We start from the raw sequence: 24,056 nt of genomic DNA on the forward strand, positions 1-24,056 counted from the left end.
CCGGATACGGGTGGCGGTAATCATAGCCAAAAGACAAGACTGATGAACAGGAGGATGACCACGAGGTAGATAATATCCTGGCGCTGAACGACTGGCACTTCATAATATGTCCGCTCTGCTGAAAAATGACGGGCTTCGAAAGCGATTGCCATCCGTTCTGCCCGCTGGATCGATCGCGAGAAGAGCGGTAAGCCGATTGATAGGAACGCATCACCAGGAAAGCGACTGTGCACGTTTCGAATCATTCGGACTTGCCGCAAGACGCGGACTTCTTCGACCAGTTGTGGCAGAAAGCGGATCCCGGCAAGGAACCCATACGCGAAGCGAGGGGACACCTTTGCCTGGTGAATCAAGCTCATCACGAACCGGGTCGCATCGGTCGTCGTGACGAAAGCGAAACTTAAGCAGACGAACGTCGCCATCCGTAAGGCAAGTAACCAGCCATGTACGACACTTTCCGACGTGACATGAAACCAACCGAACGACCAGAGCGTGTTCGTACCTTTGCCAAACGCCGCCATCATCCAGAACGTCAATAAGAATAATAGACTGTAAGGTGCGAGCCGTTTCAAGAAATCGACAGGACTCCATCCGGAGAGGAGTAGCAAGGCGATAGCAAAACTCAGGAACACCAACGTCTTGATCCAGTCGTTCGTTGCAATTAAGGCAAACATGATCAAAAACAATCCGCTCCCCTTGATGACAGGATTGAGTTTAGCGAACGGTGACGCGTTCGTCTGCATGGCGCTTCACCTCCTGGAATTGGTAAGAAAGTGGACGTTGCAGCTGACAGCGTTCGAGTAACGGAACGTCAGCGAATAACTCGCTCGGACGTCCGTCAAAAGCAATCCGCCCTTGCTCCATGACGAGGACACGATCCGCGTATCGGGCGACGAGTTCCATATCGTGTGTTGCCATGACGAGCGTCGTTCCGTTTTGTTGTTCCGTCAACAACTGTTCCATGAGCCGCCGTGTCGTCAATCCATCCTGTCCGAACGTCGGTTCATCGAGCAACAACAAATCCTTCGTCTGCCCTAGCATCGTCGCAACGCTGAGTCGTCGTTGTTGCCCTGTACTAAGCGCAAGCGGTGACTGCTGTTTGACGGATGCGAGTTCCAGCCGTTCGAGTAATGTTGTGCGCTCGTCACTCGTCGCTGCCCGGTGACTCCAGTCGATTTCTGCTTCGACCGTCAGTTTGAGAAACTGCAGATCCGGTTGTTGGAAGACATAGCCGACGTGCTCATAAAAGCGTCGCCGGGAGTAACGCTGAGCCGGACGTTCCTGGAACCGATATGTTCCTTGATGCGAGAGCAACCGACCGAGTGTTGCAAGTAATGTACTTTTCCCGGAGCCGTTTGCTCCGAGCAGCATCACCCATTCTCCTGTCTGCAGGGAAAATGTCGCATCGGTCAGCGGGTAAGGGGCTTTCGTCGATAATGCAGCGACGTGCAACAAGGGAATGCCGGCTGTAGCGACTGGAGGAAGCACGTGAAGTCGCGCTGCTTGTGGTCCATCTATGGGTAGCGTCTCTAACGTGTACGGATACAAAGAAGGAACAGCGATGCCTTTCGATTGAAGCTCTGTATAAGCCTGCGAGAACAAATCCTGCGGATGCGCCGTCGCAGTAATCGTTCCGTTCTCAAGTAAGACAACCTGATCGATGTACGGTAAACAGACATCGAGTTGGTGCTCGATCAAGACGATCGTTAAATCGTGTTCTTTCTGAATCCGAAAGATCAACGCCATCAGCTCGTGTTGTCCGATTGGATCAATCTGGGCTGTTGGTTCATCGAGTAATAAGATCGCCGGCTCGAGCGCTAGGACCGCGGCGAGCGCGAGGCGCTGTTTCATCCCCCCGGATAGACTCGCGATCGGTGTCGAGAAGGGGAGAGGGAGACCGACGAGTGCAAGTAAGCGTTCAATTCGTTCCTCCATCTCCGCACGTGGAATCGACCGGTTTTCTAAACTAAAAGCGATTTCGCGTCCGATCGTTTCCATGCAGAATTGTTCTTCTGGATTTTGAAATAAGACTCCGACCGAACCGGACCGGGTAACGGTACCAGTCTGTTCGACTTCAATCGTCTCCGGTGTCAGTCCGGCTAGGGCATGAAGCAGTGTCGTCTTGCCACTCCCACTGCGTCCAAGCAAAAGGGTCGTTCCTTGTTCGATCGTCAGCGATACATGATCGAGCACCGATTTCATCTGACCCGGATAGCGGATGCTGAGATCGTCGACAGTAATCATGCGACTTCCCGTTTCGCACGTCCTGCCGCAAACCCGTTCAAGACACCGGTCGCAACAAGGCGACGGACGAGAATCGCTGCAAGCAAACCGCCGAGTAATGCACCACTGATCAATTGTAAACCTGTTGTCGCAAGCAACGTCGTCGTCGTGTAGTAACCGAATCCGTTCGCGATCAAACTATAGACAATGCTACCAATTGCGGCTCCAACACCCGATAACATCAATGTCCAGGTGTCATAACGGTGATAACGCGTCATCGCAAAGACGAGTTCCGCACCAAGCCCTTGGCAGACCCCGATGAGAAGAGCCGATAAACCAAAGTGACTACCCGTGAACAGCTCGACGGCTGCCGCGACGATTTCCGCGATGAGAGCAGCACCTGGTTTTTGAATGATTGCTGCGACGAGCGGGCTCGCGATGATCCAGATCCCAAACATCCAGTTGGCACCGACTGGTCCGAAGATTGCAGACATCGGTAACCAGAGTGTTGACCAACCGAGATAGATGACGCCGCAAGCGACGGCGAGCATCATCATGACCATGATTTCTTTCATTTTCCAGTGTTGCATCGTGTTCGTCCTCCTTTAAGTGGGGGAGACACCAAAAAAGACCGCCCTCCGTAAAAAGAGAGCGGTCCTCAGAAAAACTGCGCGCAGCAGGAGTCATTGGATGTGATCGCTCCACTTTCCTACGCTAGTATGAACTAGATCAGGTTCGAAGGGTCCGAAGTGAATCGTCTCAGCCAAATGGGCTCCCCTAGTGGATATGGTAATAGATGATACGCTGTTCACTTTAGGCAATCTTCTGTCTATTGTCAAGACACAAAAAAACGATACGCCACGAAGGGCGTATCGATAAACGACTTATTTGTTATCTTCGTTCTCTTCTTTTGCTTCTTCTGAAGACTCTTCCGTAGCTTCCGCTTCGTTGTCTTCGCCAGCTTCCGCTTGTGCCTCAGCTTCTGCTTCTTCGATTTCCTCAAGCTCTTGTTCGAGCGTTGATTCGACGACAGCTGCGACTTGAATGTCGCCTTCTGTGACGATACGGAAATCTTTTTGTTCCGGAAGATCAGCTACAGAGATTGAATCGCCGATTTCGAGGTTTGTGACGTCGACTTCGACGTTCTCTGGTAATTTATCTGGTGTTGCTGCGACTGTTACTTTAAAGAGTGTCTGTGATAGGAATCCACCGACTTTCGCGCCAGCTGCTTCCCCGACGAGTACGACGTCTGCTTCGACTTCTGTCTCTTCATCCATTTTAACGGCGATGAATTCAACGTGATCGACAGTTGGTGTGAAGACATCCATATCACGACGGTTGATCAAGACGTTAATATTTTTACCGTCGAGTTTCAGTGAAATCAAGACGTTCTCACCGTTTTCTCGAACGATTTTAAGCAATTCTTTTTCTTCAAATGCGATTGGTGTACTTTCCACTTTGTAACCATACACGACACCAAGAGCTTTTCCTTCATGACGTAATTGTTTACGGAGTGAGCGTGGACGTACCTCGCGTTTTTCGGCTGTTAATTTAACTGACATGTTCATTTCCCCCTTGAATTTGGTATAGCCCTCAAAAGGTAATGAATGTAGGAGCAGGACAAGTCCTGAACAATATGAAACATGCTAAGACAATCGGTTTCAGACTCTTTTGAATCTGACGCTTTCGTGACTTTGCATTTCTCTCCCAGGTCATTACGCTGATATTGAGAAACATGTGTGAGTAAGTCACCGGTTTGATGCGGTGCTAGTGAGTTTATACCCCTATGTTTTAAATCCTTAAACCTCTATTTTTTATTTTTTAAAGTCGAAAGACCTCCAAACCGCTTGAAATCAAGGGTTAAGAGGTCTTTCATTTTTTCATTTTTTATGGTGATGCGTTGGTTTTCACGGACTAATACACGGATGAGACGTTCGATGTGCCGCATCGTCGTCTGTCCCATCGTTGAGATTTGGAGCCATTGATTATGGACGAGATAGTCGCTTTCATATTGAACATGATAGCCCTGGATCCGGAGAGCGTCTCCTAAAGCGGTTGCCGACGGATGGACGATCGTCAGAATTCCCGGCGCTTGTGCTTCTTGCGTCGCAAGCAGGTTGAAACCAGTCGCCCGAACGGCCTGTTCGAGATAAGTCATCTTGATGGCGGCTTGATCGAGATCAAGGGCATCGAGCGCTGCCTGACAAGCAAGCAACAAGTTCGATGAGCCGGAAAAGGCGACGCCTTCCGCATAGAGTCCGAGATCCAGATAACGTGGAATTCGTGGAGAAGGTAGGATGCTGTCTGTATGACCGATGAACGCAAGACCCGGTAAACCACCAATTGCTTTTCCGGAGACGGTCGTGACGAATTTGCAACCAGCGTATGAGAAACGTCCGGTTCCGACGGCGCTGATCGCATCGACGATGAGTGCGGTTCGTTGATCTAATAGCACTTTTACCGCATCGAAATCGTAGAGGACGCCCGTTGACGTCTCACAGTGCGTCAACCAGATCCAGTCGTATTCCGTTTGATGCAGTTGACTCGCGAGTTGTTCCAAGTCGATCGGGTGACCGGGTGGAAGCGAGTGGACATCAAAGGACTTCCCAGCTCGTGCCGCGTGATCAATCAAGCGTTGACCGAACTCACCACCGTTTAGGATCAACCCATGTCCACTCAGTTGTTGTGCGACGATATCGTTGGCGAGCGTACCACTGCCGACAGCCATCGAGACATGTGGCAAATCCAGCAACTGACATATCCGACCACGTAAATCTTGATCGAGCTGGCGCATCGAAGCCGTCCGATGCGGGCGCGGTGCTTGTTGCGCCGCTTGGCGGACTGTTGGTGCAACCTCGACCGGACCGGCTAGAAAATGCAGAGGACGTAAAACGTCCGCGATGACGGACCGTTCGTATGTTGCGCGCGACAACAACATCGGTACGAACTGGGCGTCGCCACTACCGAGCGTTGCTGCGATTGGTGTGAAGCCGAACCGCGCATATAGTTTAGCTTCCCGTGTCGTACCACTGATATAGACATGATCAATCGTTTCCCGCTCCAAGTAGACCATCAAAAAGCGCATCAATTGCATGAACGTACGACTATTGCGGTATTCGGGACGAACGCTGAGTAAACGGATTTCCGCCGGGTCCGTCAGTGTCTCATCTAACGTCACGCCTTTTTCTTCAAGTGAAAAAGGACGATGCTTTCGAATGGCAATCATCGCGACGAGTCGATCGTCTTCCTTGCCGATCAGATAAGTATTTTGATCATGAAACCGATCAATCCGTTTCCGTTCGGTGTTTGGTTGATGTTGCGGAATCTCTTCCGTGAAGGTGAGGTAGTTCAGTTCATGGATTGCTTCCGCGTCCGAAGCGGTGGCAATGGAAAAGTCGATCATGAGACGTCCTCCTTATGTAATGACTGGCTTGTGAAGTGCATCATGAGCCCACAGGACAAGTAGACTTACGGCAACGGTACACAAGATATTGATGGTTCCCGCGTCAAAGTAGACGGGGAGTAACGGGAGCAGAACAACCGGAATCAGCCCCGCTTTGACGCTATCTTTCGTTACGAGATAAGATAGACCGAGTATGCCTAGTCCGGCAAGATATGCCCACGGCGTGATGGCGAAGACGATGCCGGAAAATACGGCATACCCTTTACCGCCGCGTCGCGGATGAAACAACGGAAACAAGTGACCGATGAGCACGGCAAGAGCAACGGGATAAAATGCGTCTGTGATCTGTAGTGCAAGAACCGTCTTTGCGGCATCAAACAGATACACGAATAAAAAAGCCGGGAGCCCACCGGCACGATGGGCGTTGCGGGCACCGATGTTTCCGGAACCGACCTGAGCCAAATCGGTACGACTGACGTACTTCCAGAGCGTACCGCCAAGAATACTGCCGATAAGGTAACCAAGCAGGAGATCAAGGATCACCGATGTTCCTCCTTTGTTTCTACGAGATGAACGAGTTCTTTGACGGTCAAGGCATCACTGTCTGGAGCCGTCAGGACGGCATCGACCATCTGGGCTTTTCGATCTTGTAATTCCGTCATCTTTTCTTCGATCGTCCCGCGTGTCAGCAATTTGATGACCGTCACGTCAGATTGTTGTCCAAGCCGGTGGGCACGATCGGCAGCTTGCTGTTCGACGGCCGGATTCCACCAGCTGTCAAAGAGGATGACGGTATCAGCAGACGCGAGATTCAGTCCCGTTCCGCCGGCTTTCAGGGAAATCAAGAAGAGATCGACTTCACCGTCATTGAATCGATCGCATAATGCCACTCGGTCTTCGAGTGGTGTCTCACCCGTCAACAGGAAGTGGGGGAGGTGACGTTGCGCGAGATCCGAGCGAATGCGTTCGAGCATTTGTGTATACTGCGAGAAAATCAAGATCCGCTTTCCGGCGGCCCGTTTTTCGGCAATCAATGTGAGTAGACGCGTTCGTTTTGTTGCTTCCGCTGTATATCCCTCAACGAATAACCCTGGATCGTTGCAAATTTGCCGCAAACGCGTTAACCCAGCCAGTAACTTCAAACGATCTTCGCGTTTCGTTTCGTCTAAGTGTTGCAGCGTCTCGAGTTGCAGTTTGGCAAGATACGACGCATATAAGCGTTTTTGGTTCGGACCGAGCTCGACATAATGATGCTCGATCTGTTTCTTTGGTAAATCCTGTAAGACATCTTGTTTCTCACGCCGTAATAAGAACGGTTGGATGAACTGTTGCATGTCATCAAACGACCATTTCTCAAACGTCATTAGATCCGGCAGTAGCTCTGGAAACAGGACATGGAAGATCGACCAGATATCACGCGGACGATTCTCGAGTGGTGTTCCCGTTAAGGCGAAACGGCGTTTTGCTTGCAGATGCCGCAGTTGACTGACCGTTTGTGACTGCGGATTCTTCAAGTGCTGGGCTTCATCAAAGAAGACGACGTCATATACAGGGTGGCGACGGACGTCGGTCCGAAGCGTCGTATAGGAGACGATCGTTACCGTATCGTCAGGTAAGTGCTCCAGTTCGCGGAGTCGGCTAGTTTGAGAACCGGTGACGACATGAACCGGTCGATCGGGTAAAAAGCGCTTCAGTTCCGCTTCCCAGTTGCGGAGCAGTGACGCCGGCGCGACGATGAGCGCACGACGGTCAGGAATCGTCGCGATATAACCAATCGCTTGAATCGTCTTCCCGAGCCCCATCTCATCGGCTAGGATCCCGTGACATCCTTGTGCGTCCAGATTCTTCAGGAACTGGATGCCCGTCCGTTGATACGGATAGAGTCGTGACTCTAACGAATTCGGCAAGTCGAGCCGGAATCCTTGTCCGGATTTTAATTCAAGCCATTTCTCGAGCAAATCAGCGTGAAGATGGAGGACGGAGGCGCCTATCAGATGCTTCATGTTCCGGACGGCAGGTAAGACGATCCGTCCATCGCGTAAGTCGCGTTCACTTGCTTCCATCTGGGCGAGAACCCGTTGCAATTGCTGGAAAGCTCGTGTTTCTAAAGAAACGAACTGTCCGGATTTCAAGCGGTGATACCGTTTTTGTAAGACGAGCGACTTCAGGACACGTTTCAGCTCATCTTCTGGAATTCCGTCCATTGAAAAGTTGAAGATGAGCCAGTCGAGGCGGTCCGTCACGTCGACTTCGATCCGCGGATGAAACGGTCCTTTTGGTAACGTCGTCCGGATCGCTTGTGTTGCAAATAACTCCAGTTGACCGAGCGCGACCCGTTCGTCAAGCAGGCTCCGCAGAAAGGCATATTGCGCGGCGTCACGCGTGATGATGTAGCGCGTGTCACGTGGCGTTGCTTGGAATTCACGTAAGAAGCGTAAGACACTTTGTTCCGTTACTTGATCGCGACCAGCGTAAATCGTCTCGTCGAGCGGATTCAGCTGAATCCCTTGATAATCGAACAACACGCGGACTTCGACTTCCTGAGCCGTTCGGTCAAGATGCAATTTGACGATTGGCGTTCCGGAGACGATTCGTTCTTGCAAATCAGGACTGAACGATACATCGGCGACTCGCTGCAAATACTCTGTCTGTCCAAGCAGACGATCGAAGTAGGGCAGGGACAGTTGATGCTGTTGATTGTCCGTCAGTCGTTTGAGCGTCACGACGGGTCCGGTCAGTTCGAAATGTATCGCTACCCGACGATCCGGTGTGAGACTGCGTAAATAATGGCGCGCGCCAGCGTCATCGACTTGGATCGCCGTGAACGGACGGATCTGCGGCGATAGCGGCGTCGGTGTACCATGTGCCTGTACATGATGCATCGCCAGCAAAACGGCGACGATATGTCCGCAAAATGACGTATCCATCGCAAGCGAAGGACAATTGCAGCCGGCGTCGACACCGTGCGCCTTGACGCGAACCGTCACCGTGAATCGTTCTTCACCGTCGACACTCGCTTCGATCAGCTCATCACCCATCCGGTAATTGTGCAATGTGACCTTGCGAGCTGCGACATACTTCTTTCCCCGTCGAAAGGCATAAGCATCAGACATCTGTTTAATTTTGCGTTCACTGAGCCCGTAATTCATGCTATCCCTCCTCCAGTTAACATAATATGATTATCGTTCACCATCAAATAAATCGACGGCGCGCTTTTTCTCGGAATCACCGATATGGGCATAGACTTGCGTCGTCGCGACGGATTCGTGACCGAGTAGCTGCTGGATCGTCAGAACGTCGACCCCACCGGTCGCAAGCCGTGTCGCAAACGTATGCCGCAATTTATGCGGTGTAATTTTTTTGCGCTCTAAAAAGGGTAGGACCGGTTTCAATCGTTCGGTGTGCCGCTGCAAAATATGCTGGACTGCCCGTGGGCTGAGTGGTTTCCCGTGTTTTTGGAAGACAGGCACGGCGCCGCTCGTTGGCATCTGATAATGAATCGCATATTTTCGTAAGGCAATCCGAGCTGGTTTTGCGAGCGGAATCAGCCGCTCTTTGTTGCCTTTTCCGATGACGCGGAGCGTGTTTTCGTGGAAATCGACATCGTTCCAGACCAATTGGGTCATCTCACTCAAACGCATCCCGCTATAGCCGAGTAGTTGGAATAACGTCACGTCGCGGACGCGATCCCGTTCATAATGCGACGCTTCCCGGGCATTCATCTCAACGTTTGACGGTAACAACTGAATCAATTCATCCCATTCGCGTTTCGTCAGGTAAACCGGTTCCCGTTTCGCTTGTTTTGGTCGATTGACTTTTGCAACCGGATTTTCCGACAGTTGACCTGTATCGACTAAATAACGGAACAACGACTGTAATGCTGATAACTTCCGATTGATTACACTTGATGCATTTTGTTTCGTTAAGGCAAGGTACTCAGCGTAAGCTTCGATTCCTGCTGCATCGATCTCGACAAATGCTTCGAGCGGAATATCCCGCGCTGTTACTTCTTCACCTGACGCTACAGCGACAAATTGAAAGAACGCTTCGTAGTCGTAAACGTAGCGACGCATCGTCGCTAACGAGAAATGTTTTGCTGCCAACTGATCCAAATAGGACTGAATGAAGCGTGGCATCCGCTCATAACCCGGAATCGCTGGTGCTGTAGCCGAAACGGTCGTTTTATGTATCGTTTTTCCTAGGTTTTTAAATAAACTCATCCGACAATCACCCCTATAGTGGTAGTATACCAAACGTTGGTACAGCAGACACTTGTTTGCGTGAAATAGTTATTTCACGCAACGTTAAATTGTCAGACAGGGAGCGCTCAGTTGCATCGACAACGCACCAGACGGGTCGTTGATCAACTCGATGCACGTGAGAATTTAACCTATTTTTATCGTTTTTGAGCTACAACATTCTCTTTATTAACAATAATAGTATTATGTCACCTAAATCATCAAAAAAAGAATGAATATTCAATTTCGCTCTCAGTTGCATCGAGAAGTCGTTCGCCGGGTCATTGGTCGACTCATTTGATTTCAAGACGATTTCTGAAAAACGTCGAAAACGTGCTCGATTTCGCATACTTCATCTTGGTTCGGGTATAGAGTGTTAGGTAAGAGTTATTTTCATAAGGGGGAGTTCTAGATGATTACCGATCAACAAGCACGTCAGTATTTGAAGGATGCCAAACGCATTGCCGTCGTCGGTGTCTCGAGTGATTCCGGAAAGACCGCGAACTGGATTGCGGACTACTTAGTCCAACATGGATACGAAGTCATTCCAGTCAATCCGACGTTAAACGAGTGGAACGGTCAAAAAGTCTATCCGAGCGTCGCAAGCATTCCAGGACACATCGATATCGTCGACGTCTTCCGTCGGTCTGAGTTTTTAGCGGATGTCGCCAAAGATGCTGTTGCTCACGGTGACGTCGGGATGATTTGGAATCAGCTTGGTCTCTCGAGTGTCGAAGCAGAAAGTCTTGCACTCGGTGCTGGTATTCCATATATTGAGAATCGTTGCATCAAAATCGAGCATCAATATCTGTGAGTCATCGCACGATTTTAGGCATCTTCACCCGTTCGTGAAGGTGTCTTTTTTCATGCGCTTTACAGGTTATGCTTGTCAGGAAGCAAGAAGATGCCTACAATTAGAGACAGACTACTTGAAATAACGAACGAACGTTTGTAAAAACGACGTCGTAATTTCGAATTTTGAGGTGAAATGAATGGCGACAGACTTAAATAACTACAATGATGATGCCATACAGGTGCTCGAAGGACTCGAAGCAGTCCGGAAGCGCCCAGGTATGTATATCGGTTCAACCGATCACCGTGGACTTCACCATCTCGTCTACGAGATCGTCGATAACGCAATCGATGAGGCACTTGCAGGATTCGGGGAACAAATTGACGTCACGATTCATAAAGATAATGCAATCACCGTCCGTGACCATGGACGTGGAATGCCAACGGGGATGCATGCATCGGGAAAGCCGACTGCTGAAGTCATCTTCACAGTCCTTCACGCTGGCGGTAAGTTCGGTCAAGGTGGATATAAGACGTCCGGTGGCTTACACGGCGTCGGGGCGTCGGTCGTTAACGCCTTATCAACGGATTTGAAAGTAACGATCTTCCGTGACGGGAAACAATATGAGCAAACGTTTGAAAACGGTGGGATGCCGAAGACGACGTTGCTTGAAACGGGTACGACGCGTCAAAAAGGAACGAGCGTTTACTTTAAACCAGATGGCTCGATCTTCAGTACGTTGACATACAACTACGATACGCTCGCAGAACGCTTACGCGAATCAGCTTTCTTGCTGAAAGGTCTGAAGATTACGCTGACGGACGAACGGTCTGATAAACAAGATATCTTCCAGTACCAAGACGGTGTCAGCGAATTCGTCCAGTACTTGAACGATGATAAAGATACGCTTCATCCGACGGTCGCGTTCGAAGGCACGGAAAACGAGATCGAAGTCGATATCGCCTTCCAGTTCACGGATGCGTACTCGGAAAACGTCCTGTCGTTCGTCAACAACGTCCGGACACGCGACGGTGGAACACACGAAGTTGGTGCGAAGACGGCGATGACACGGGTCATGAATGAATATGCCCGAAAGAACACGCTCTTGAAGGAAAAGGATAAGAACCTTGACGGAAATGATATCCGCGAAGGGTTGACCATGATCGTCTCGATCCGAATTCCGGAAGAATTCCTTCAGTTCGAAGGACAAACGAAGTCGAAACTCGGTTCACCGGAAGCGCGGACGAGCTGTGACGCTGTCATCAGTCGTCGTCTCTCGACGTACTTGGAAGAGAACCCGCAAACGGCGACGCTGTTGATCAAAAAAGCGATCCGCGCAGCGCAAGCGCGTGAAGCAGCACGTAAAGCCCGCGAAGAAGCACGAAATGGGAAAAAGAAGAAACGTTCGAGCATCTTGAACGGAAAACTGACACCTGCTGCTTCGAAAAACGCAGACAAGAATGAATTGTTCCTCGTCGAGGGTGATTCTGCCGGTGGTTCTGCGAAACAAGGACGAAACCGAACGTTCCAAGCGATTCTTCCACTCCGTGGTAAGGTCTTGAACACGGAAAAAGCGAAACTCGCTGACATCATGAAGAATGAAGAGATCAACACGATCATTCACGCGATTGGTGGTGGTGTCGGAGCCGATTTTGACTTGTCGGATTGTAATTTCGACAAAGTCATCATCATGACGGATGCCGATACCGATGGCGCGCATATCCAAGTCTTGCTATTGACGTTTTTCTTCCGCTACATGCGTCCGTTGATCGATGCCGGGAAGGTCTTCGTTGCCTTACCACCGCTCTACCGTGTCTCGAAAGGAAAAGGCAAATCGGAGAAGTTCGAATATGTCTGGGACGAAGAGACGCTCAAGAAAACGACGAAGAAGTTCGGTAAAGGTTATATGATCCAGCGGTACAAAGGACTTGGGGAGATGAATGCACCACAGCTCTGGGAAACGACGATGGATCCTGAGACACGGACGTTGATTCGGGTCACGATCGACGATGCTGCTGTTGCCGAAAAACGCGTCTCTGTCCTGATGGGCGATAACGTCGGGCACCGCCGGACGTGGATCGAGGACAATGTCGCCTTCGGTCTCGCGGAAGATCTCTCGATCATCGAGAATGAGCACGTGACGAAAGAGAGTGTGAACGAACATGTCTAATCTACAAAACATCCTGAACCTGTCGCTCGAGCAAGTTGTCGGCGACCGGTTTGGTCGTTATTCGAAATATATCATCCAAGATCGTGCCTTACCGGATGCCCGGGATGGTCTGAAACCGGTTCAACGCCGGATCTTGTATGCGATGCATACGGAAGGCAACCTGTTTGACCGTGCTTACCGGAAATCGGCGAAGACGGTCGGTGTCGTCATCGGTAACTACCACCCGCACGGTGATTCATCGGTCTATGAAGCAATGGTCCGCTTGAGCCAAGAGTGGAAACTGCGTTACCCGTTGATCGATATGCAAGGGAATAATGGATCAATCGACGGCGATAGCGCGGCAGCGATGCGGTATACGGAAGCCCGTTTATCAAAAGTTTCGAGTCTGATTCTCGACGGGATCAACAAACAGACCGTCGATTACACGCTCAACTTCGATGATACGACGGAAGAACCGCTCGTCTTACCGTCACTACTGCCGAACTTGCTGATGAACGGTTCGACGGGGATTTCCGCTGGTTACGCAACCGAGATTCCACCGCACCACGCGGGAGAAGTCCTCGATGCTGCGATTGGTCGGATTTCCGGTACGGTCCAGAACGTCGATGACTTGTTGACGCACATGCAAGGTCCTGATTTCCCGACTGGTGGTGTTGTTCAAGGGCTTGACGGCATCAAGAAGGCGTTCGAGACAGGACGCGGGAAAGTCATCATCCGCTCGCGCTCAACGATTGAGACACTGCGGGGTGGTCGTCAGCAAATCGTCATCACGGAGCTCCCGTATGAGGTCAATAAAGCCAATCTCGTTAAACGGATGGAAGAACTCCGTCTTGATAAAAAGGTCGAAGGTGTCGCTGAAGTCCGTGATGAGACCGACCGCGACGGCTTACGGGTCGTCATCGAGTTGAAGAAGGAAGCGGACGCAGAAGGTGTCTTACACTTCTACCTCAAACAGACTGACTTACAAATTGCCTATAACTACAACATGGTCGCGATCCATGAACGGACACCGCGGCAAATGGGCGTCTTGACACTACTTGATGCGTATCTTGCACACGTCAAGGAAGTCGTCATCCGCCGGACAGCGTTTGATCTCGAACAAGCGAAACGCCGTCAGGAAGTCGTTTCTGCCTTGATGACAGCAATCTCTGTCCTCGATGAGACGCTTGCCTTGATCCGTTCTGCGTCGAACAAAGCGGACGCAAAGGAGAAGCTGATCGCGCGCTTCAACTTCACGGATCGCCAAGCAGAAGCCGTCGTCATGCTCCAGCTGTACCGGTTAACGAATACCGATATCGTCGAGTTGCAGGAAGAAGCAGCGAAACTCGAGAAGGAAATCGCGCGTCTTGAGAAGATCCTCAACGATGAAAAGACACGAAATCGTCTCATCATCAAGGAATTGACGGTCTTGAAGGAACAAGTCGCGGACAAACGTCGCTCGACGATCGAAGCAGAAGTTGAAGAACTGAAGCTGAAGACGGAAGTCATGATCGCTGTCGAAGAAACGATGGTCTTCCTGTCGAAAAATGGTTACGTCAAACGCTCGTCACTCCGTTCATTCGGTGCCTCGAACGACTTGCCGGACTTGAAGGAACAGGATCGTCCGTTGCTCCAAGGGCAAGCGATGACGACCGACCACTTGATCGTCTGGACCGTTCGCGGGAATTACTTGCTGATTCCGGTCCACCAATTACCGGATACGAAATGGAAGGATGGCGGTCAACACGTCGCGAACCTCGTCCCACTCGAACCGGGTGACCGGGTCCTCTCCGCAGATCTCGTTCGTTCGTTCGACGAAGCACAGCATTGCTTGTTCGTGACTCGTCAAGGGATGGTCAAACGCTCGAAACTGAGTGACTACAACGCCCAGCGGAAGTCAAAACCACTTCAAGGTGTCCGTCTGAAGGCAGACGACGAAGTCTTGTATGCTCAGGTCTCAACGGGTCAAACGGAGCTGTTCCTTGCGACACAGAACGGTTTCGGGCTTTGGTTTACGGAAGATGACGTTCCGGTCGTTGGTGTCCGGGCTGCTGGTGTTAAAGCGATTAACCTCAAGGATCAAGATGTCGTCGCGGGTGCGATCGGCTTCAAGGAAGCGCCACAGATCGTCCTCTTGACGCAACGCGGTGCCTTGAAGAAGATGCGTCTCGCGGATCAGTTCCAAGTCTCGAGCCGTGCGCTCCGTGGCTTACAGTTGCTCCGTGATTTGAAATCGAAACCACACCAAGTCGCAGCATTGATCGATGTCACGCAGGCGAAAGAATTAGTCCTTAGCGGCAAAGAACAGGAGAAAACGATCCAAATCGGTTCGTTATCGTTCCTCGACCGCTTATCGAACGGTTCATTTGCCTACGATGAAGAGAAATTTGGTCCCTTACTCGACTGGTATACACGATAAGACGAGGCTCCTCCGGATAACGGGGGAGCTTTTTTAGATCTAGCGGGGCAGGAGAGGGTGATTTTGAGACGAACGCTCCGAACTTTGAGATTTATCGCTATAAATATCGTTTACAAATTGAAACACTGACCAATAACGGCTACAATAGAAGAAATAGTCAGGTCACGATTCGTCACGAACAAGCGTCGGGTCACGCGTCTCCGCAGCTTTGCTTATAGCGTCAATTGATCAAGCAGCTACGGGACCGTCCCTTTAGCTGCTTGTTGTGCAATCTGCCGACCTTGGAGAGGTGATGAAGATGAAATTCAGACGTCGCGAAAAAGTAGCAATCTATATCACTCGGGAAAAACCTAACGGATGGGAACTACTTGTTTTTCATCCACAATCGGCTCCTGAGAGTGATTGGCAGATCCCCGCAGGTACGATCGAAGATGCTGAAATCGCAAAAGAAGCGGCTGTCCGTGAGACGCTTGAGGAAAGTGGTCTCTCGTTAGCATCCGTCCAGTACATCGGCGAAGAAGAGATGCGCTATCCGGAGCGAATGCGGGTGCATTACACGTATTTCTACCATGCGCACATCGAATGCCAAGAAAACCGCTGGACGCATTGTGTGGCTGGTGACGGTCAGGATTGCGGTGATTTCTTTGATTTCGCGTGGTTGCCACTTGATCGGATCACGCAACTTGAACGCCGCCATCATATATTCCTGGATCGTTTGATTCATCGATTGGAACGGACACGTCCGTATGATTGTCGAAAACACGGTTAATTCCGTGTTTTTTGTTTTGTCTCACTATATTAAGTTTACCCTGATTATGAGACAAATTCTTATAACTATTGATAATATATGTTATGTTAACTTGAATAAAAAAATAATCTTTTAGTCAGTGTCATCCATTCCCCCTGTCGTGTAAAAATCGGTCTATCGTCCTGTTGGTCTTCTTCCTCATTCTTTGTTACTCTAATAACAGTAACACCGCGAATGTTACCTTTTTAACGGTAACAAATCAAATGTTTCCATGATTGTGGCAACAAATGAACAGGAGGAATCGTCATGCAAGCTGTTGCCTTGTCGTTTGATGTCAAAGGCTCCCGCGACTATCCGAGCAAAGAAGCATTACTTCAAGCGCTCCGAGAACTCGCGAACAATCTGAATACGGCATTTCCAACGAGTATCGTTCCGTTCCAAATTAAATCCGGTGATAGCTTACTGGCGGTATTTGCGGATTATCCGGTTAGTTATCCGGTCATTCTGCACTTATTGAATCAAGAATTACCAGGTTACATCGGGATCGGATTTGGTCAGTATGAGACGATTTCGACGACCCAAGCTGAAGAAGCCAATGGTAGTGCGATCATTCACGCTTTTGAAGCGCAAGAACAGGCGAAGACGCTTCCGTCACGGATTGCGTTTGCTGGACCGCCCTACTTACCGACCGCCCTGCTGAATGGTTATCTTGAGATGCTCTATCCGGCGTATTTCGGGAAGACGGACCGTCAAATTGAGTTGCACCGGTTGATGGATCAATATCCGGATGATACGTATGAAGAGATCGGTTTAAAGATGGGCTTTAAGGAACAAGATGCCCGCGCGAATGTCGCAAAACTCGTTTCCCGCTCGCAGCGTAAGCAACGGAAGCGTCTTGAAGCTGCCTTGACACAGGCATTGGAGCAATTCCAAGTCTGGGAGGCGATTCGGTGACTGTCTTACTTAGCCTTATCCTTGTCCACTTACTTGCTGATTTTCCATTACAGACGAGACGGATGGCGCAACTGAAACATCGAAATCGACGCATCTTGGTCCAACATCTTGCCGTCCATGCGGCTCTGATGCTACTTGTCCTTGCGTTCTTCGTCGTCCGAGGACAGTTGACCCTCGACATCGCTGGATGGCTTGGAGGCAGCATTCTCGTGTTTCACGCCCTACTCGATGCCTCCCCGCTCAAACGTCGCGTCAAGCAAGCAGCGGCGTACTGGATCGATCAAGCGTTACATATCACTGCCATCATCGCTTTGACATGGGTGTTCGTTCCGATCGATTGGTCGTTGTCGTTCACGCGCCCGGAGCAGGTCCTCTGGATTCTATGTTTTAGTTTAGTGACGACGGAGTTACTCGGTCATGGGATTGCTTTGATGCTCGCACCATTCGCTCCACGCTTGATCGAAGCGCATTTCGAGCGGAAAGTGACACGTAAGGAGCAACTCGACGGCGTTTCACGGACCGTCACACATGAAGTCGAAGATTCTGCCCGCAGTTATACGACGGAATTGAATGGGATCGGGCGTTATATCGGTCTCGTCGAACGGGCGATCATCACCCTGCTCGTCGTCACGAACGCAACCGGAGCGATTGGCTTCATCATTGCTTTGAAGGCGCTGGCCCGTTTTAAACAGTTTGAAGACCGCCGCTTTGCGGAATATTACATCATCGGGAGCTTGCTCAGTATCTTAGGTGCGATTTTATGTGGACTGGCGATTCGCGTCGCATTCTAAACGATGAATGAAAGTGAGGGAGACGGTTTGGACCGTCGCACGAAGTATGAAACAAATTGGATTAGTGAGACATCACCGGGTGACGGAAGGATACCCGACAAAAGGCTGGATCAGCGCCAGTGATATTGAAAAATGGATTGAACGCTATGATACGTCAGACATCGATATTCAACCGGTCGAGCTCGGTCAGATCGACTGGACGGTCTGTTATGCCAGTAGCATGCCACGCGCTGTCCAGACGGCGAAGAGCGTCTACGATCAAGAGATCATCGTGACGGATTTACTGCGGGAAGTACCGTTCCCGACGATTCGCTCGAATCTCCGGTTACCGTTTCTTGGCTGGGCGGTCCTCGGTCGACTGGCAGCCCCGTTCAGCAAACGGATTCAAGCGGAAATCAAGGATGCGAATGAACGGATCGAGGTCCTGTTGAATCAATTGATGTTCGAGGATGACGAACGGGTCTTACTTGTTGGGCACGGCGGCATGATGATTCTGATGCGGGCTGCCTTGAAACGGCGCGGTTATCGTGGACCCCGGTTCGGTCATCCGCGCAACGGTATGCTCTATCTGTTCGAGAAAGAGGAACCGACATGCTGAAATGGGGCTCAACGATTCTGTTAGCACTCTGCCTGATCGTCATCTTCTACACGACCCGGGATGAAGAGCCCCCTGCCCCAACGGCAGGACAGATGGAGGTCTATGGTTTTGACGTCGGTCAAGGAGATAGCACGTTCATCCGGACGAAGGAAGACGCGATCTTGATTGACGGTGGGAATAACGGTAAAGGCGAGGATGTCGTCCGCTACCTGCAAGAACTAGGTGTCAAACGCTTAACAGCGATCATCGCGACACATCCGGACGCCGATCATATCGGTGGACTCGATACCGTCCTCGATGCCTTTCCAGTCGACAGCGTCTATGCCCCGCGTGTCACGCATACGACGGAGACGTACCGCGATTTCCTTCTAGCCGTCAAACGCGAAGGAGTGACGATCAAGTCGGTTAAGGCGGGTCTTAAGATACCGAGTGAAGCCGCACGCTTTACGTTCCTTGCACCCCTAACGGACGGGACACAGGATCTTAACAGTTGGAGTGCCGTCCTGCGGGTCGAACATGGACAGGATCGGTTCCTCTTCATGGGCGACGCACCAATCCGGACGGAACGACAATTGCTTGAGTCGGATGAAGATCTCCGCGCCGATGTCTTGAAGCTTGGGCATCACGGAGCAGACACATCGTCCTCCCTGCCCTTCCTACAAGCCGTTGATCCGAAGCGTGCGTTGATCTCAGCCGGGCAGGATAATGCTTACCGTCACCCGCGTCCCTCCGTCTTACAGGAACTGAAAGCAGAACAGATCACGATTGACCGAACCGATCAAAGTGGAACGATTCAGTATATCTCGACCGGTGACGGTATCAAGGAATCGAACCGGACCGATTTACGACCGGAATAACGAGACGTGGAGGTGCATCAGATGCGATTGACCCTAGCTGATTTTGAAGACGATCTAGCAATTTGCGAAACCGACGACCGCGAGACGATCACATTACCGAAAAGTCGTTTGCCGCGCCAGGCAACGATCGGCGACCGACTTGACTGGACCGGACGCTCGATTCGGATCTTACGCGATGAGACGAAAGCACGTAAAAAAGAGATCACCGCATTGATGGATGACCTCTTTGAGGAATAATGGGACTCCCTCGGTACGCTGAGGGAGCCTTTTTTAACCCAGTAAACTGATGACGAGTCCAGCGATGATGCCTGCTGTGAATAAGGAACCGAGCGTATACGTCAGCAAACGTAATCCGAATGGGAGCCGACGAATCGCGGCAAAGGCTCGACGATTCGGAGGTCCTCCGGCAACAATACGTTGATACTCGTCAATAGGACTGTGAGCAACATCCTGTTGCTGGTTTAGAGTAGAGTTCGATTCGGTAGTGTGTGGTTTCATCTGTCCATCCTCCCTATTCCGATGACTATATCCTTCTATTCGCTAAGTAACTTCATAATCCTGTTTCAATTTTTTTGATATTTCACGAAACTTTTGGATGAAACTGGTAGTATAAAAGATAGACGTATTTCTTTATGCGTGATTCCTGGAAAATCACTAGCGGTTTTTTCTGAATTTTCGTACACTTTAGAAATACGATGCATCTTAAAGGGGGAATCATCCATGTTTCAAACGTTACGTACATCACTCAAACAATCTGTCCTTGGTCAGGACGATGTGATTGATCATTTATTGATGGGCTTGCTCGCAGAAGGTCATGTGTTGCTCGAAGACCGTCCGGGGACCGGTAAGACGACACTAGCAAAAGCACTGGCGCAGACACTCGAAGCAAAGTTCTCACGTGTTCAATGTACAGCGGATACGTTACCGACCGACCTACTTGGGATGGAGCTGTTCAACCCACTGACAGGATCGTTTGAACAACGGTTTGGTCCGCTGTTCGCGAACATCGTCCTCGTCGATGAGATCAACCGGACGACTCCACGGACACAGTCAGCATTGCTCGAGGCAATGGCCGAAGGACAAGTGACGATCGGGGATACATCTTATACGTTACCGCAACACTTTCTTGTCATCGCGACACAAAATCCGTTCGATGGACACGGCACATTCCCACTGCCGCATGCCCAACTCGACCGTTTCTTGTTCAAGTTGTCGTTCGCTCCGCTGACACGTCAGGCGGAGAAGGCATTATTACGTGGAGCACACTTAACCGCGGCCGAACTACAGATTCCGCTCGAACAACTCAATGACTGGAAAGAGGAAGTCGTCGCCGTCTCAATCGAAGATAGCGTCGAAAACTACTTACTCGATGTCTGTGACGCACTCCGCGCCCATCGTGACGTTGAGATCGGACCGAGTCCACGAGCGACGCTCGCACTCTTAAAAGCCGCGAAAGCACGTGCCTGGATGCAGGAGCGGACGTACGTCACACCAGAGGACGTCAAGCACTTGGCGACGCCATTGCTTGCCCACCGTCTCGTCTTGACGCTCGAAGCGACGCTGAAGCTATCGAACGAACGTCTCGTCGAGCAGGTCCTCGATTCACTCACTGTTCCAACTGAGGTGTAATCATGCAATTGATCATACCAAAAGGCTTTAACCTCATCATTCTTACGATGACAGGTGCGAGTGGCGTCATCGTCGGACTCTATGGTCCTGTCTGGATTGCGGCTTTATTACTCGCCTATACATTATATGGCTGGGTGATGCCGTATTATCTCGAATACGTTGCGAAGCGGATTCGCGTCCGCCTCCTTGAGACCGTTCGCGCTTTTCGAGAGGAAACGATCCAGATACCGTTCGAATTGTCGAACCCAACGAAGTTACCACTCGGTCGCATCACGATTTCTGGCTTGCTCGGGGATCAGATCAAGCTTTCTGATGCAAGTAGTCAATTTTGGCGTCAACACTTATATGTCAACAAACAGACGATCGTGCCGTTTTCAATCGATGTCATTGCCGCTCACCGGGGAACGATTCGGATTCAGTCGTTTGACGTCATGATCTCGGATCCGTTTCATTTGATCACAATCTATGTGACGCTTGATATCCAAGAGCTGGGTCACGTCTTCCCTGACTTTGCACCAGCGTCGGTCGAGTGGAATGAACGGATGATTCCCGGTGAGACGATTGATCGCTCGAGTCCGTTCACCGATCGCTCGAGTTTCCACTCCGTCGTCCCCTACTCCGGAGATGCGAAGTCGATCTACTGGTCCGCTTATGCGAAGACGAATGAACTGTACTCGTATCAATATGACCGGAAACGTAACCATGATTATGCCGTCATCGTCGATGGCTTGTCCGCAGACGGACTCGCTCTCCGCTCGGACTTCGAGAAACTATTATCGCGTGCCGCGACGATCATCCGTGAACTCGAGAAACAAGGGGCTTCCTACAGCCTCTGGATTTCGATGGTCAACCGATCCGGGCAGTGGTACCATGTTCCGTCTGGGACGGGAAAACATCAATTCCTACGGACGATGGAATGCCTTGCTCGGATTTCCGAATACGATCTACCGCTCGAACGCCGGTACTTCACGAAACGATTGCAACGTAGTGTACCGTCGACGACGGCGGAGATCCATCTCGGTCACCGGCAGAAAGGAGTGAGCGCATGATTCTCTGGTGGATATTCCTTGCGAGTCTGTTACCGGTTCCGTTCTATCTCGCGCTCGCTCTTCCGGCACTTGCCTTCGTGCCGCATCGTTCGCTGCGCATCGGATTACAGCTACTCGTAGCGGGATCCTTATATTTCCTCTCTCCCATAGCTAGCGTCTTAGCGCTCGTCTTCGTTGCCTGGACCGCGTTTCTTGATACGGTCGATTCGACGTGGCGATACGCTACGAGTACGATGGTCATCGGCGTCGTGATGGTATTGTTCCCAGGAGTGACACCACCGATTGGCGCATTTTTACTTCTGCTCTTCGTCATTGCGTATCCATTCGTCGTCACCTACATGACAGAATGGCGGCGTATCTTCCCGACGATCGCGTTAGTCCTCAGCGCGGGGCTGATCATCGCTGTCGTCTTCCGGCTCACGAAAGAAGCGCTCGTCGGATCCGTCACGAGTGCGATTCGTCCGCTATTTGAAGCATTCGGTTCATTATTCCTTTGGACGGAACCACTTGGTCGGAAAGCGGACACGATGACGAACCGGGCAATGGGGCTAGAGAATATCAAAGGTGTTCAAGACGTGGAGCAAGCTGCCGTCCAGGCAGGAACACCGGATTGGATTTGGATCGCAACGACGCTTCTGACCGTGATCTTAGTTGCGGTTACGCTTTATGTCATCCGGAAGCGAAAAGTCATAGTAATCGAAAGAGAACAAACCGTCAAGCACTCCAAGCAGGTACGGGCGCATGCGCCAAAGCGGCATAGTCATCATCCGCTTCTGAAGATTGCCTCTCAACTCGAGCAAGCCTTCCCAAGACGTCATGAAGAGACGACGCTTGAATGGCTGACACGGATCGAGTTCCCGGATGCGTCACCAAACGCTCGACTGATCGACGGGATTGAGTTCAGTCCAAGTGAACCGGCCTACGACATTCAGACGTTCCGCCGTCAAGTACGAGAACAAATCGAACGCTAACGAAAAGCCCTTGCTCATCGAGCAGGGGCTTCCTCGTCGCATAAGGTGCGCATCAATTGGTTGCGTGGTGTCGTCGCGAGTCCCCAGTCGCAGATCGCATCAAGTAAGGGAATCAAGGAAACACCTTTTGCACTTAACGCATACTCAACACGAGGTGGGATTTCCGGGTAGACGGTCCGCGTAATCAAGCCATCTTGTTCGAGTTGCTTCAGTTGCTGTGTCAGCGTCTTCGGTGAGACGTCCTGGATATAACGCTCCAGTGTATTAAAACGTACCGCACCTTCCTCATGCAGCTCGTACAAGATCATCACTTTCCACTTGCCTTGAATCTGACGCATCGTCGCATCGAACTCATTTAGATACGGCATACCGTTCCCTCCCTTACCAAAAGGTAACCGACTGACCTAAAAGTGCGTACTTCTCGGATTGGTTTCCCTCTGTTATCTTCAATTTATCATATCAAATAAGGAGACGATATCATGAAAACAGGATTCATTGCCATCACAGGTGCCACGTCAGGAATCGGGCATGCGATTGCGCGAACGTTCATTCAGAAAGGGTACCGTGTCTTATTGCTCGGACGACGAATTGATCGTCTGGCGAGCCTTGCTTCAGACGATGTCTTGATTCGCCAAGTCGCAGCCACCGACCGAGTTGCCCTCGATGCTGCTTTAGCAGACGCGACGGAAGCGTTCGGACCGGTCGAAGCCATCATCAATAATGCAGGACGGATGTTACTCGGTCAAATTGAGACACAAGACGCGGAAGAATGGGAAGAGATGTTTGACGTTAATGCGCTCGGTGTCTTACACGGGATGCAAGCCGTCCTTCCCTCGATGGTGGAGCGCAAGACCGGCACGATCATCAATATCAGCTCGATTGCCGGTAAAAAGACGTTCGCAGACCATGCCGCGTACGTCGGTACAAAATTCGCCGTCCACGCGATGAGTGAGAACGTGCGAGGTGAAGTCGCGTCTCACGGTGTCCGCGTCATGACGATCGCACCAGGTGTCGTCGAGACGGAATTACTCGGTCATACAACAAGTGATGCGATCAAGGACGGCTATAACGAATGGAAACAGTCGATTGACGGTGGACTCGATCCGCAAGTCGTCGCGGACACTGTCTTATTCGCCTTTGAGCAGCCGCAACATGTCAATATTCGAGAAATCGTCTTAGCTCCGACGAAACAACTCGATTGACGAATAATAGACCGAAGCGCTCGGAAATGGAT

Annotated in this window: 23 protein-coding genes and 1 riboswitch; of the genes, 13 read left to right on the forward strand and 10 right to left on the reverse strand. The window is 50.8% G+C overall.

Annotation, left to right across the window (positions count from 1 at the left end):
• Positions 1 to 20 precede the first annotated feature (20 nt).
• From AC3B4V_RS11800 to AC3B4V_RS11835, 8 genes are all read right to left on the reverse strand, one after another.
• Positions 21 to 743 carry an energy-coupling factor transporter transmembrane component T family protein gene (locus AC3B4V_RS11800; protein WP_488378538.1) on the reverse strand — a complete coding sequence of 241 codons (723 nt, stop codon included), beginning with the start codon at positions 741 to 743 and terminating at the stop codon, positions 21 to 23.
• Positions 715 to 2,244 (reverse strand): ABC transporter ATP-binding protein, encoded by a 1,530-nt coding sequence (locus AC3B4V_RS11805; RefSeq protein ID WP_488378539.1) that lies wholly within the window; start codon positions 2,242 to 2,244, stop codon positions 715 to 717. The genes AC3B4V_RS11800 and AC3B4V_RS11805 overlap by 29 nt, the downstream gene beginning before the upstream one ends.
• On the reverse strand, positions 2,241 to 2,813 hold the full coding sequence (locus tag AC3B4V_RS11810) for an ECF transporter S component (protein ID WP_214804950.1): 573 nt from the start codon (positions 2,811 to 2,813) through the stop codon (positions 2,241 to 2,243). Before AC3B4V_RS11810 ends, AC3B4V_RS11805 begins: the two co-directional genes overlap by 4 nt.
• 99 nt (positions 2,814 to 2,912) lie before the next feature.
• Positions 2,913 to 3,012, reverse strand: a riboswitch (TPP riboswitch).
• 95 nt (positions 3,013 to 3,107) lie between these two features.
• Complete coding sequence (locus AC3B4V_RS11815; RefSeq protein ID WP_023468341.1) at positions 3,108 to 3,785, reverse strand: 50S ribosomal protein L25/general stress protein Ctc; 678 nt, start codon at positions 3,783 to 3,785, stop codon at positions 3,108 to 3,110.
• 245 nt (positions 3,786 to 4,030) lie between these two features.
• Complete coding sequence (locus tag AC3B4V_RS11820; RefSeq protein ID WP_488378540.1) at positions 4,031 to 5,626, reverse strand: GNAT family N-acetyltransferase; 1,596 nt, start codon at positions 5,624 to 5,626, stop codon at positions 4,031 to 4,033.
• A gap of 12 nt (positions 5,627 to 5,638) precedes the next feature.
• Positions 5,639 to 6,169: a glycerol-3-phosphate acyltransferase gene (locus tag AC3B4V_RS11825; protein ID WP_488378541.1), complete on the reverse strand. Its 531-nt coding sequence runs from the start codon at positions 6,167 to 6,169 to the stop codon at positions 5,639 to 5,641.
• Positions 6,166 to 8,775 carry a DEAD/DEAH box helicase gene (locus AC3B4V_RS11830; protein ID WP_488378542.1) on the reverse strand — a complete coding sequence of 870 codons (2,610 nt, stop codon included), beginning with the start codon at positions 8,773 to 8,775 and terminating at the stop codon, positions 6,166 to 6,168. The genes AC3B4V_RS11825 and AC3B4V_RS11830 overlap by 4 nt, the downstream gene beginning before the upstream one ends.
• 30 nt (positions 8,776 to 8,805) lie before the next feature.
• A complete protein-coding gene (locus AC3B4V_RS11835; RefSeq protein WP_055968139.1) occupies positions 8,806 to 9,846 on the reverse strand; it encodes a tyrosine-type recombinase/integrase in 1,041 nt (346 codons plus the stop codon).
• Between the two features lie 430 nt (positions 9,847 to 10,276).
• Between AC3B4V_RS11835 and AC3B4V_RS11840 the strand changes: the two genes are divergently transcribed.
• From AC3B4V_RS11840 to AC3B4V_RS11880, 9 genes are all read left to right on the forward strand, one after another.
• Positions 10,277 to 10,678: a CoA-binding protein gene (locus tag AC3B4V_RS11840; RefSeq protein WP_023468336.1), complete on the forward strand. Its 402-nt coding sequence runs from the start codon at positions 10,277 to 10,279 to the stop codon at positions 10,676 to 10,678.
• A gap of 178 nt (positions 10,679 to 10,856) precedes the next feature.
• Positions 10,857 to 12,827 (forward strand): DNA topoisomerase IV subunit B, encoded by a 1,971-nt coding sequence (parE, locus tag AC3B4V_RS11845; RefSeq protein ID WP_023468335.1) that lies wholly within the window; start codon positions 10,857 to 10,859, stop codon positions 12,825 to 12,827.
• Positions 12,820 to 15,225 carry a DNA topoisomerase IV subunit A gene (parC, locus tag AC3B4V_RS11850; RefSeq protein ID WP_058265960.1) on the forward strand — a complete coding sequence of 802 codons (2,406 nt, stop codon included), beginning with the start codon at positions 12,820 to 12,822 and terminating at the stop codon, positions 15,223 to 15,225. The genes parE and parC overlap by 8 nt, the downstream gene beginning before the upstream one ends.
• 298 nt (positions 15,226 to 15,523) lie before the next feature.
• Complete coding sequence (locus AC3B4V_RS11855; protein ID WP_231681758.1) at positions 15,524 to 15,994, forward strand: NUDIX domain-containing protein; 471 nt, start codon at positions 15,524 to 15,526, stop codon at positions 15,992 to 15,994.
• Between the two features lie 285 nt (positions 15,995 to 16,279).
• On the forward strand, positions 16,280 to 16,927 hold the full coding sequence (locus AC3B4V_RS11860; protein WP_050677952.1) for a hypothetical protein: 648 nt from the start codon (positions 16,280 to 16,282) through the stop codon (positions 16,925 to 16,927).
• Positions 16,924 to 17,718, forward strand: coding sequence for a DUF3307 domain-containing protein (locus tag AC3B4V_RS11865; RefSeq protein ID WP_488378543.1), 795 nt, complete (start codon positions 16,924 to 16,926; stop codon positions 17,716 to 17,718). Before AC3B4V_RS11860 ends, AC3B4V_RS11865 begins: the two co-directional genes overlap by 4 nt.
• Positions 17,719 to 17,764: 46 nt before the next feature.
• Positions 17,765 to 18,316, forward strand: coding sequence for a histidine phosphatase family protein (locus AC3B4V_RS11870; protein WP_195865045.1), 552 nt, complete (start codon positions 17,765 to 17,767; stop codon positions 18,314 to 18,316).
• Positions 18,313 to 19,173, forward strand: coding sequence for a ComEC/Rec2 family competence protein (locus AC3B4V_RS11875; RefSeq protein ID WP_488378610.1), 861 nt, complete (start codon positions 18,313 to 18,315; stop codon positions 19,171 to 19,173). The genes AC3B4V_RS11870 and AC3B4V_RS11875 overlap by 4 nt, the downstream gene beginning before the upstream one ends.
• Positions 19,174 to 19,194: 21 nt before the next feature.
• Complete coding sequence (locus AC3B4V_RS11880) at positions 19,195 to 19,410, forward strand: DUF3006 domain-containing protein (protein WP_488378544.1); 216 nt, start codon at positions 19,195 to 19,197, stop codon at positions 19,408 to 19,410.
• Between the two features lie 33 nt (positions 19,411 to 19,443).
• Here AC3B4V_RS11880 and AC3B4V_RS11885 read toward each other — a convergent pair whose 3' ends face one another.
• Complete coding sequence (locus AC3B4V_RS11885) at positions 19,444 to 19,671, reverse strand: hypothetical protein (protein ID WP_050677949.1); 228 nt, start codon at positions 19,669 to 19,671, stop codon at positions 19,444 to 19,446.
• A 222-nt stretch (positions 19,672 to 19,893) separates the two neighbouring features.
• Between AC3B4V_RS11885 and AC3B4V_RS11890 the strand changes: the two genes are divergently transcribed.
• The 3 genes from AC3B4V_RS11890 to AC3B4V_RS11900 are packed head-to-tail and all read left to right on the forward strand — an operon-like array spanning position 19,894 to position 22,822.
• On the forward strand, positions 19,894 to 20,802 hold the full coding sequence (locus tag AC3B4V_RS11890; protein WP_058265957.1) for an AAA family ATPase: 909 nt from the start codon (positions 19,894 to 19,896) through the stop codon (positions 20,800 to 20,802).
• Positions 20,803 to 20,804: 2 nt separating this feature from the next.
• Positions 20,805 to 21,851 (forward strand): DUF58 domain-containing protein, encoded by a 1,047-nt coding sequence (locus tag AC3B4V_RS11895; protein WP_488378545.1) that lies wholly within the window; start codon positions 20,805 to 20,807, stop codon positions 21,849 to 21,851.
• Entirely contained in the window at positions 21,848 to 22,822 is a 975-nt protein-coding gene (locus AC3B4V_RS11900; protein ID WP_488378546.1) for a hypothetical protein, read from the forward strand. Before AC3B4V_RS11895 ends, AC3B4V_RS11900 begins: the two co-directional genes overlap by 4 nt.
• A 14-nt stretch (positions 22,823 to 22,836) precedes the next feature.
• Here the strand turns inward: AC3B4V_RS11900 and AC3B4V_RS11905 are convergent, their stop codons facing one another.
• On the reverse strand, positions 22,837 to 23,190 hold the full coding sequence (locus AC3B4V_RS11905) for a winged helix-turn-helix transcriptional regulator (RefSeq protein ID WP_488378547.1): 354 nt from the start codon (positions 23,188 to 23,190) through the stop codon (positions 22,837 to 22,839).
• A gap of 111 nt (positions 23,191 to 23,301) precedes the next feature.
• On the opposite strand from AC3B4V_RS11905, the gene AC3B4V_RS11910 reads away from it, so the two are divergent.
• On the forward strand, positions 23,302 to 24,024 hold the full coding sequence (locus AC3B4V_RS11910) for an SDR family oxidoreductase (protein WP_488378548.1): 723 nt from the start codon (positions 23,302 to 23,304) through the stop codon (positions 24,022 to 24,024).
• Positions 24,025 to 24,056 lie beyond the last annotated feature (32 nt).

The organism is Exiguobacterium sp. E17S (assembly GCF_057772545.1).

Bases quoted from the DNA above. Each gene is read 5' to 3' on its own strand.
- AC3B4V_RS11860 (WP_050677952.1), top strand. From the start codon at position 16,280: ATGCAAGCTGTTGCCTTGTCGTTTGATGTCAAAGGCTCCCGCGACTAT.
- AC3B4V_RS11885 (WP_050677949.1), bottom strand. From the start codon at position 19,671: ATGAAACCACACACTACCGAATCGAACTCTACTCTAAACCAGCAACAG.
- AC3B4V_RS11820 (WP_488378540.1), bottom strand. From the start codon at position 5,626: ATGATCGACTTTTCCATTGCCACCGCTTCGGACGCGGAAGCAATCCAT.
- AC3B4V_RS11810 (WP_214804950.1), bottom strand. From the start codon at position 2,813: ATGCAACACTGGAAAATGAAAGAAATCATGGTCATGATGATGCTCGCC.
- AC3B4V_RS11830 (WP_488378542.1), bottom strand. From the start codon at position 8,775: ATGAATTACGGGCTCAGTGAACGCAAAATTAAACAGATGTCTGATGCT.
- AC3B4V_RS11905 (WP_488378547.1), bottom strand. From the start codon at position 23,190: ATGCCGTATCTAAATGAGTTCGATGCGACGATGCGTCAGATTCAAGGC.
- AC3B4V_RS11800 (WP_488378538.1), bottom strand. From the start codon at position 743: ATGCAGACGAACGCGTCACCGTTCGCTAAACTCAATCCTGTCATCAAG.
- AC3B4V_RS11805 (WP_488378539.1), bottom strand. From the start codon at position 2,244: ATGATTACTGTCGACGATCTCAGCATCCGCTATCCGGGTCAGATGAAA.
- AC3B4V_RS11895 (WP_488378545.1), top strand. From the start codon at position 20,805: ATGCAATTGATCATACCAAAAGGCTTTAACCTCATCATTCTTACGATG.
- AC3B4V_RS11835 (WP_055968139.1), bottom strand. From the start codon at position 9,846: ATGAGTTTATTTAAAAACCTAGGAAAAACGATACATAAAACGACCGTT.
- AC3B4V_RS11910 (WP_488378548.1), top strand. From the start codon at position 23,302: ATGAAAACAGGATTCATTGCCATCACAGGTGCCACGTCAGGAATCGGG.
- AC3B4V_RS11870 (WP_195865045.1), top strand. From the start codon at position 17,765: ATGAAACAAATTGGATTAGTGAGACATCACCGGGTGACGGAAGGATAC.
- AC3B4V_RS11855 (WP_231681758.1), top strand. From the start codon at position 15,524: ATGAAATTCAGACGTCGCGAAAAAGTAGCAATCTATATCACTCGGGAA.
- AC3B4V_RS11890 (WP_058265957.1), top strand. From the start codon at position 19,894: ATGTTTCAAACGTTACGTACATCACTCAAACAATCTGTCCTTGGTCAG.
- parC (WP_058265960.1), top strand. From the start codon at position 12,820: ATGTCTAATCTACAAAACATCCTGAACCTGTCGCTCGAGCAAGTTGTC.
- AC3B4V_RS11840 (WP_023468336.1), top strand. From the start codon at position 10,277: ATGATTACCGATCAACAAGCACGTCAGTATTTGAAGGATGCCAAACGC.
- AC3B4V_RS11815 (WP_023468341.1), bottom strand. From the start codon at position 3,785: ATGTCAGTTAAATTAACAGCCGAAAAACGCGAGGTACGTCCACGCTCA.
- parE (WP_023468335.1), top strand. From the start codon at position 10,857: ATGGCGACAGACTTAAATAACTACAATGATGATGCCATACAGGTGCTC.
- AC3B4V_RS11900 (WP_488378546.1), top strand. From the start codon at position 21,848: ATGATTCTCTGGTGGATATTCCTTGCGAGTCTGTTACCGGTTCCGTTC.
- AC3B4V_RS11880 (WP_488378544.1), top strand. From the start codon at position 19,195: ATGCGATTGACCCTAGCTGATTTTGAAGACGATCTAGCAATTTGCGAA.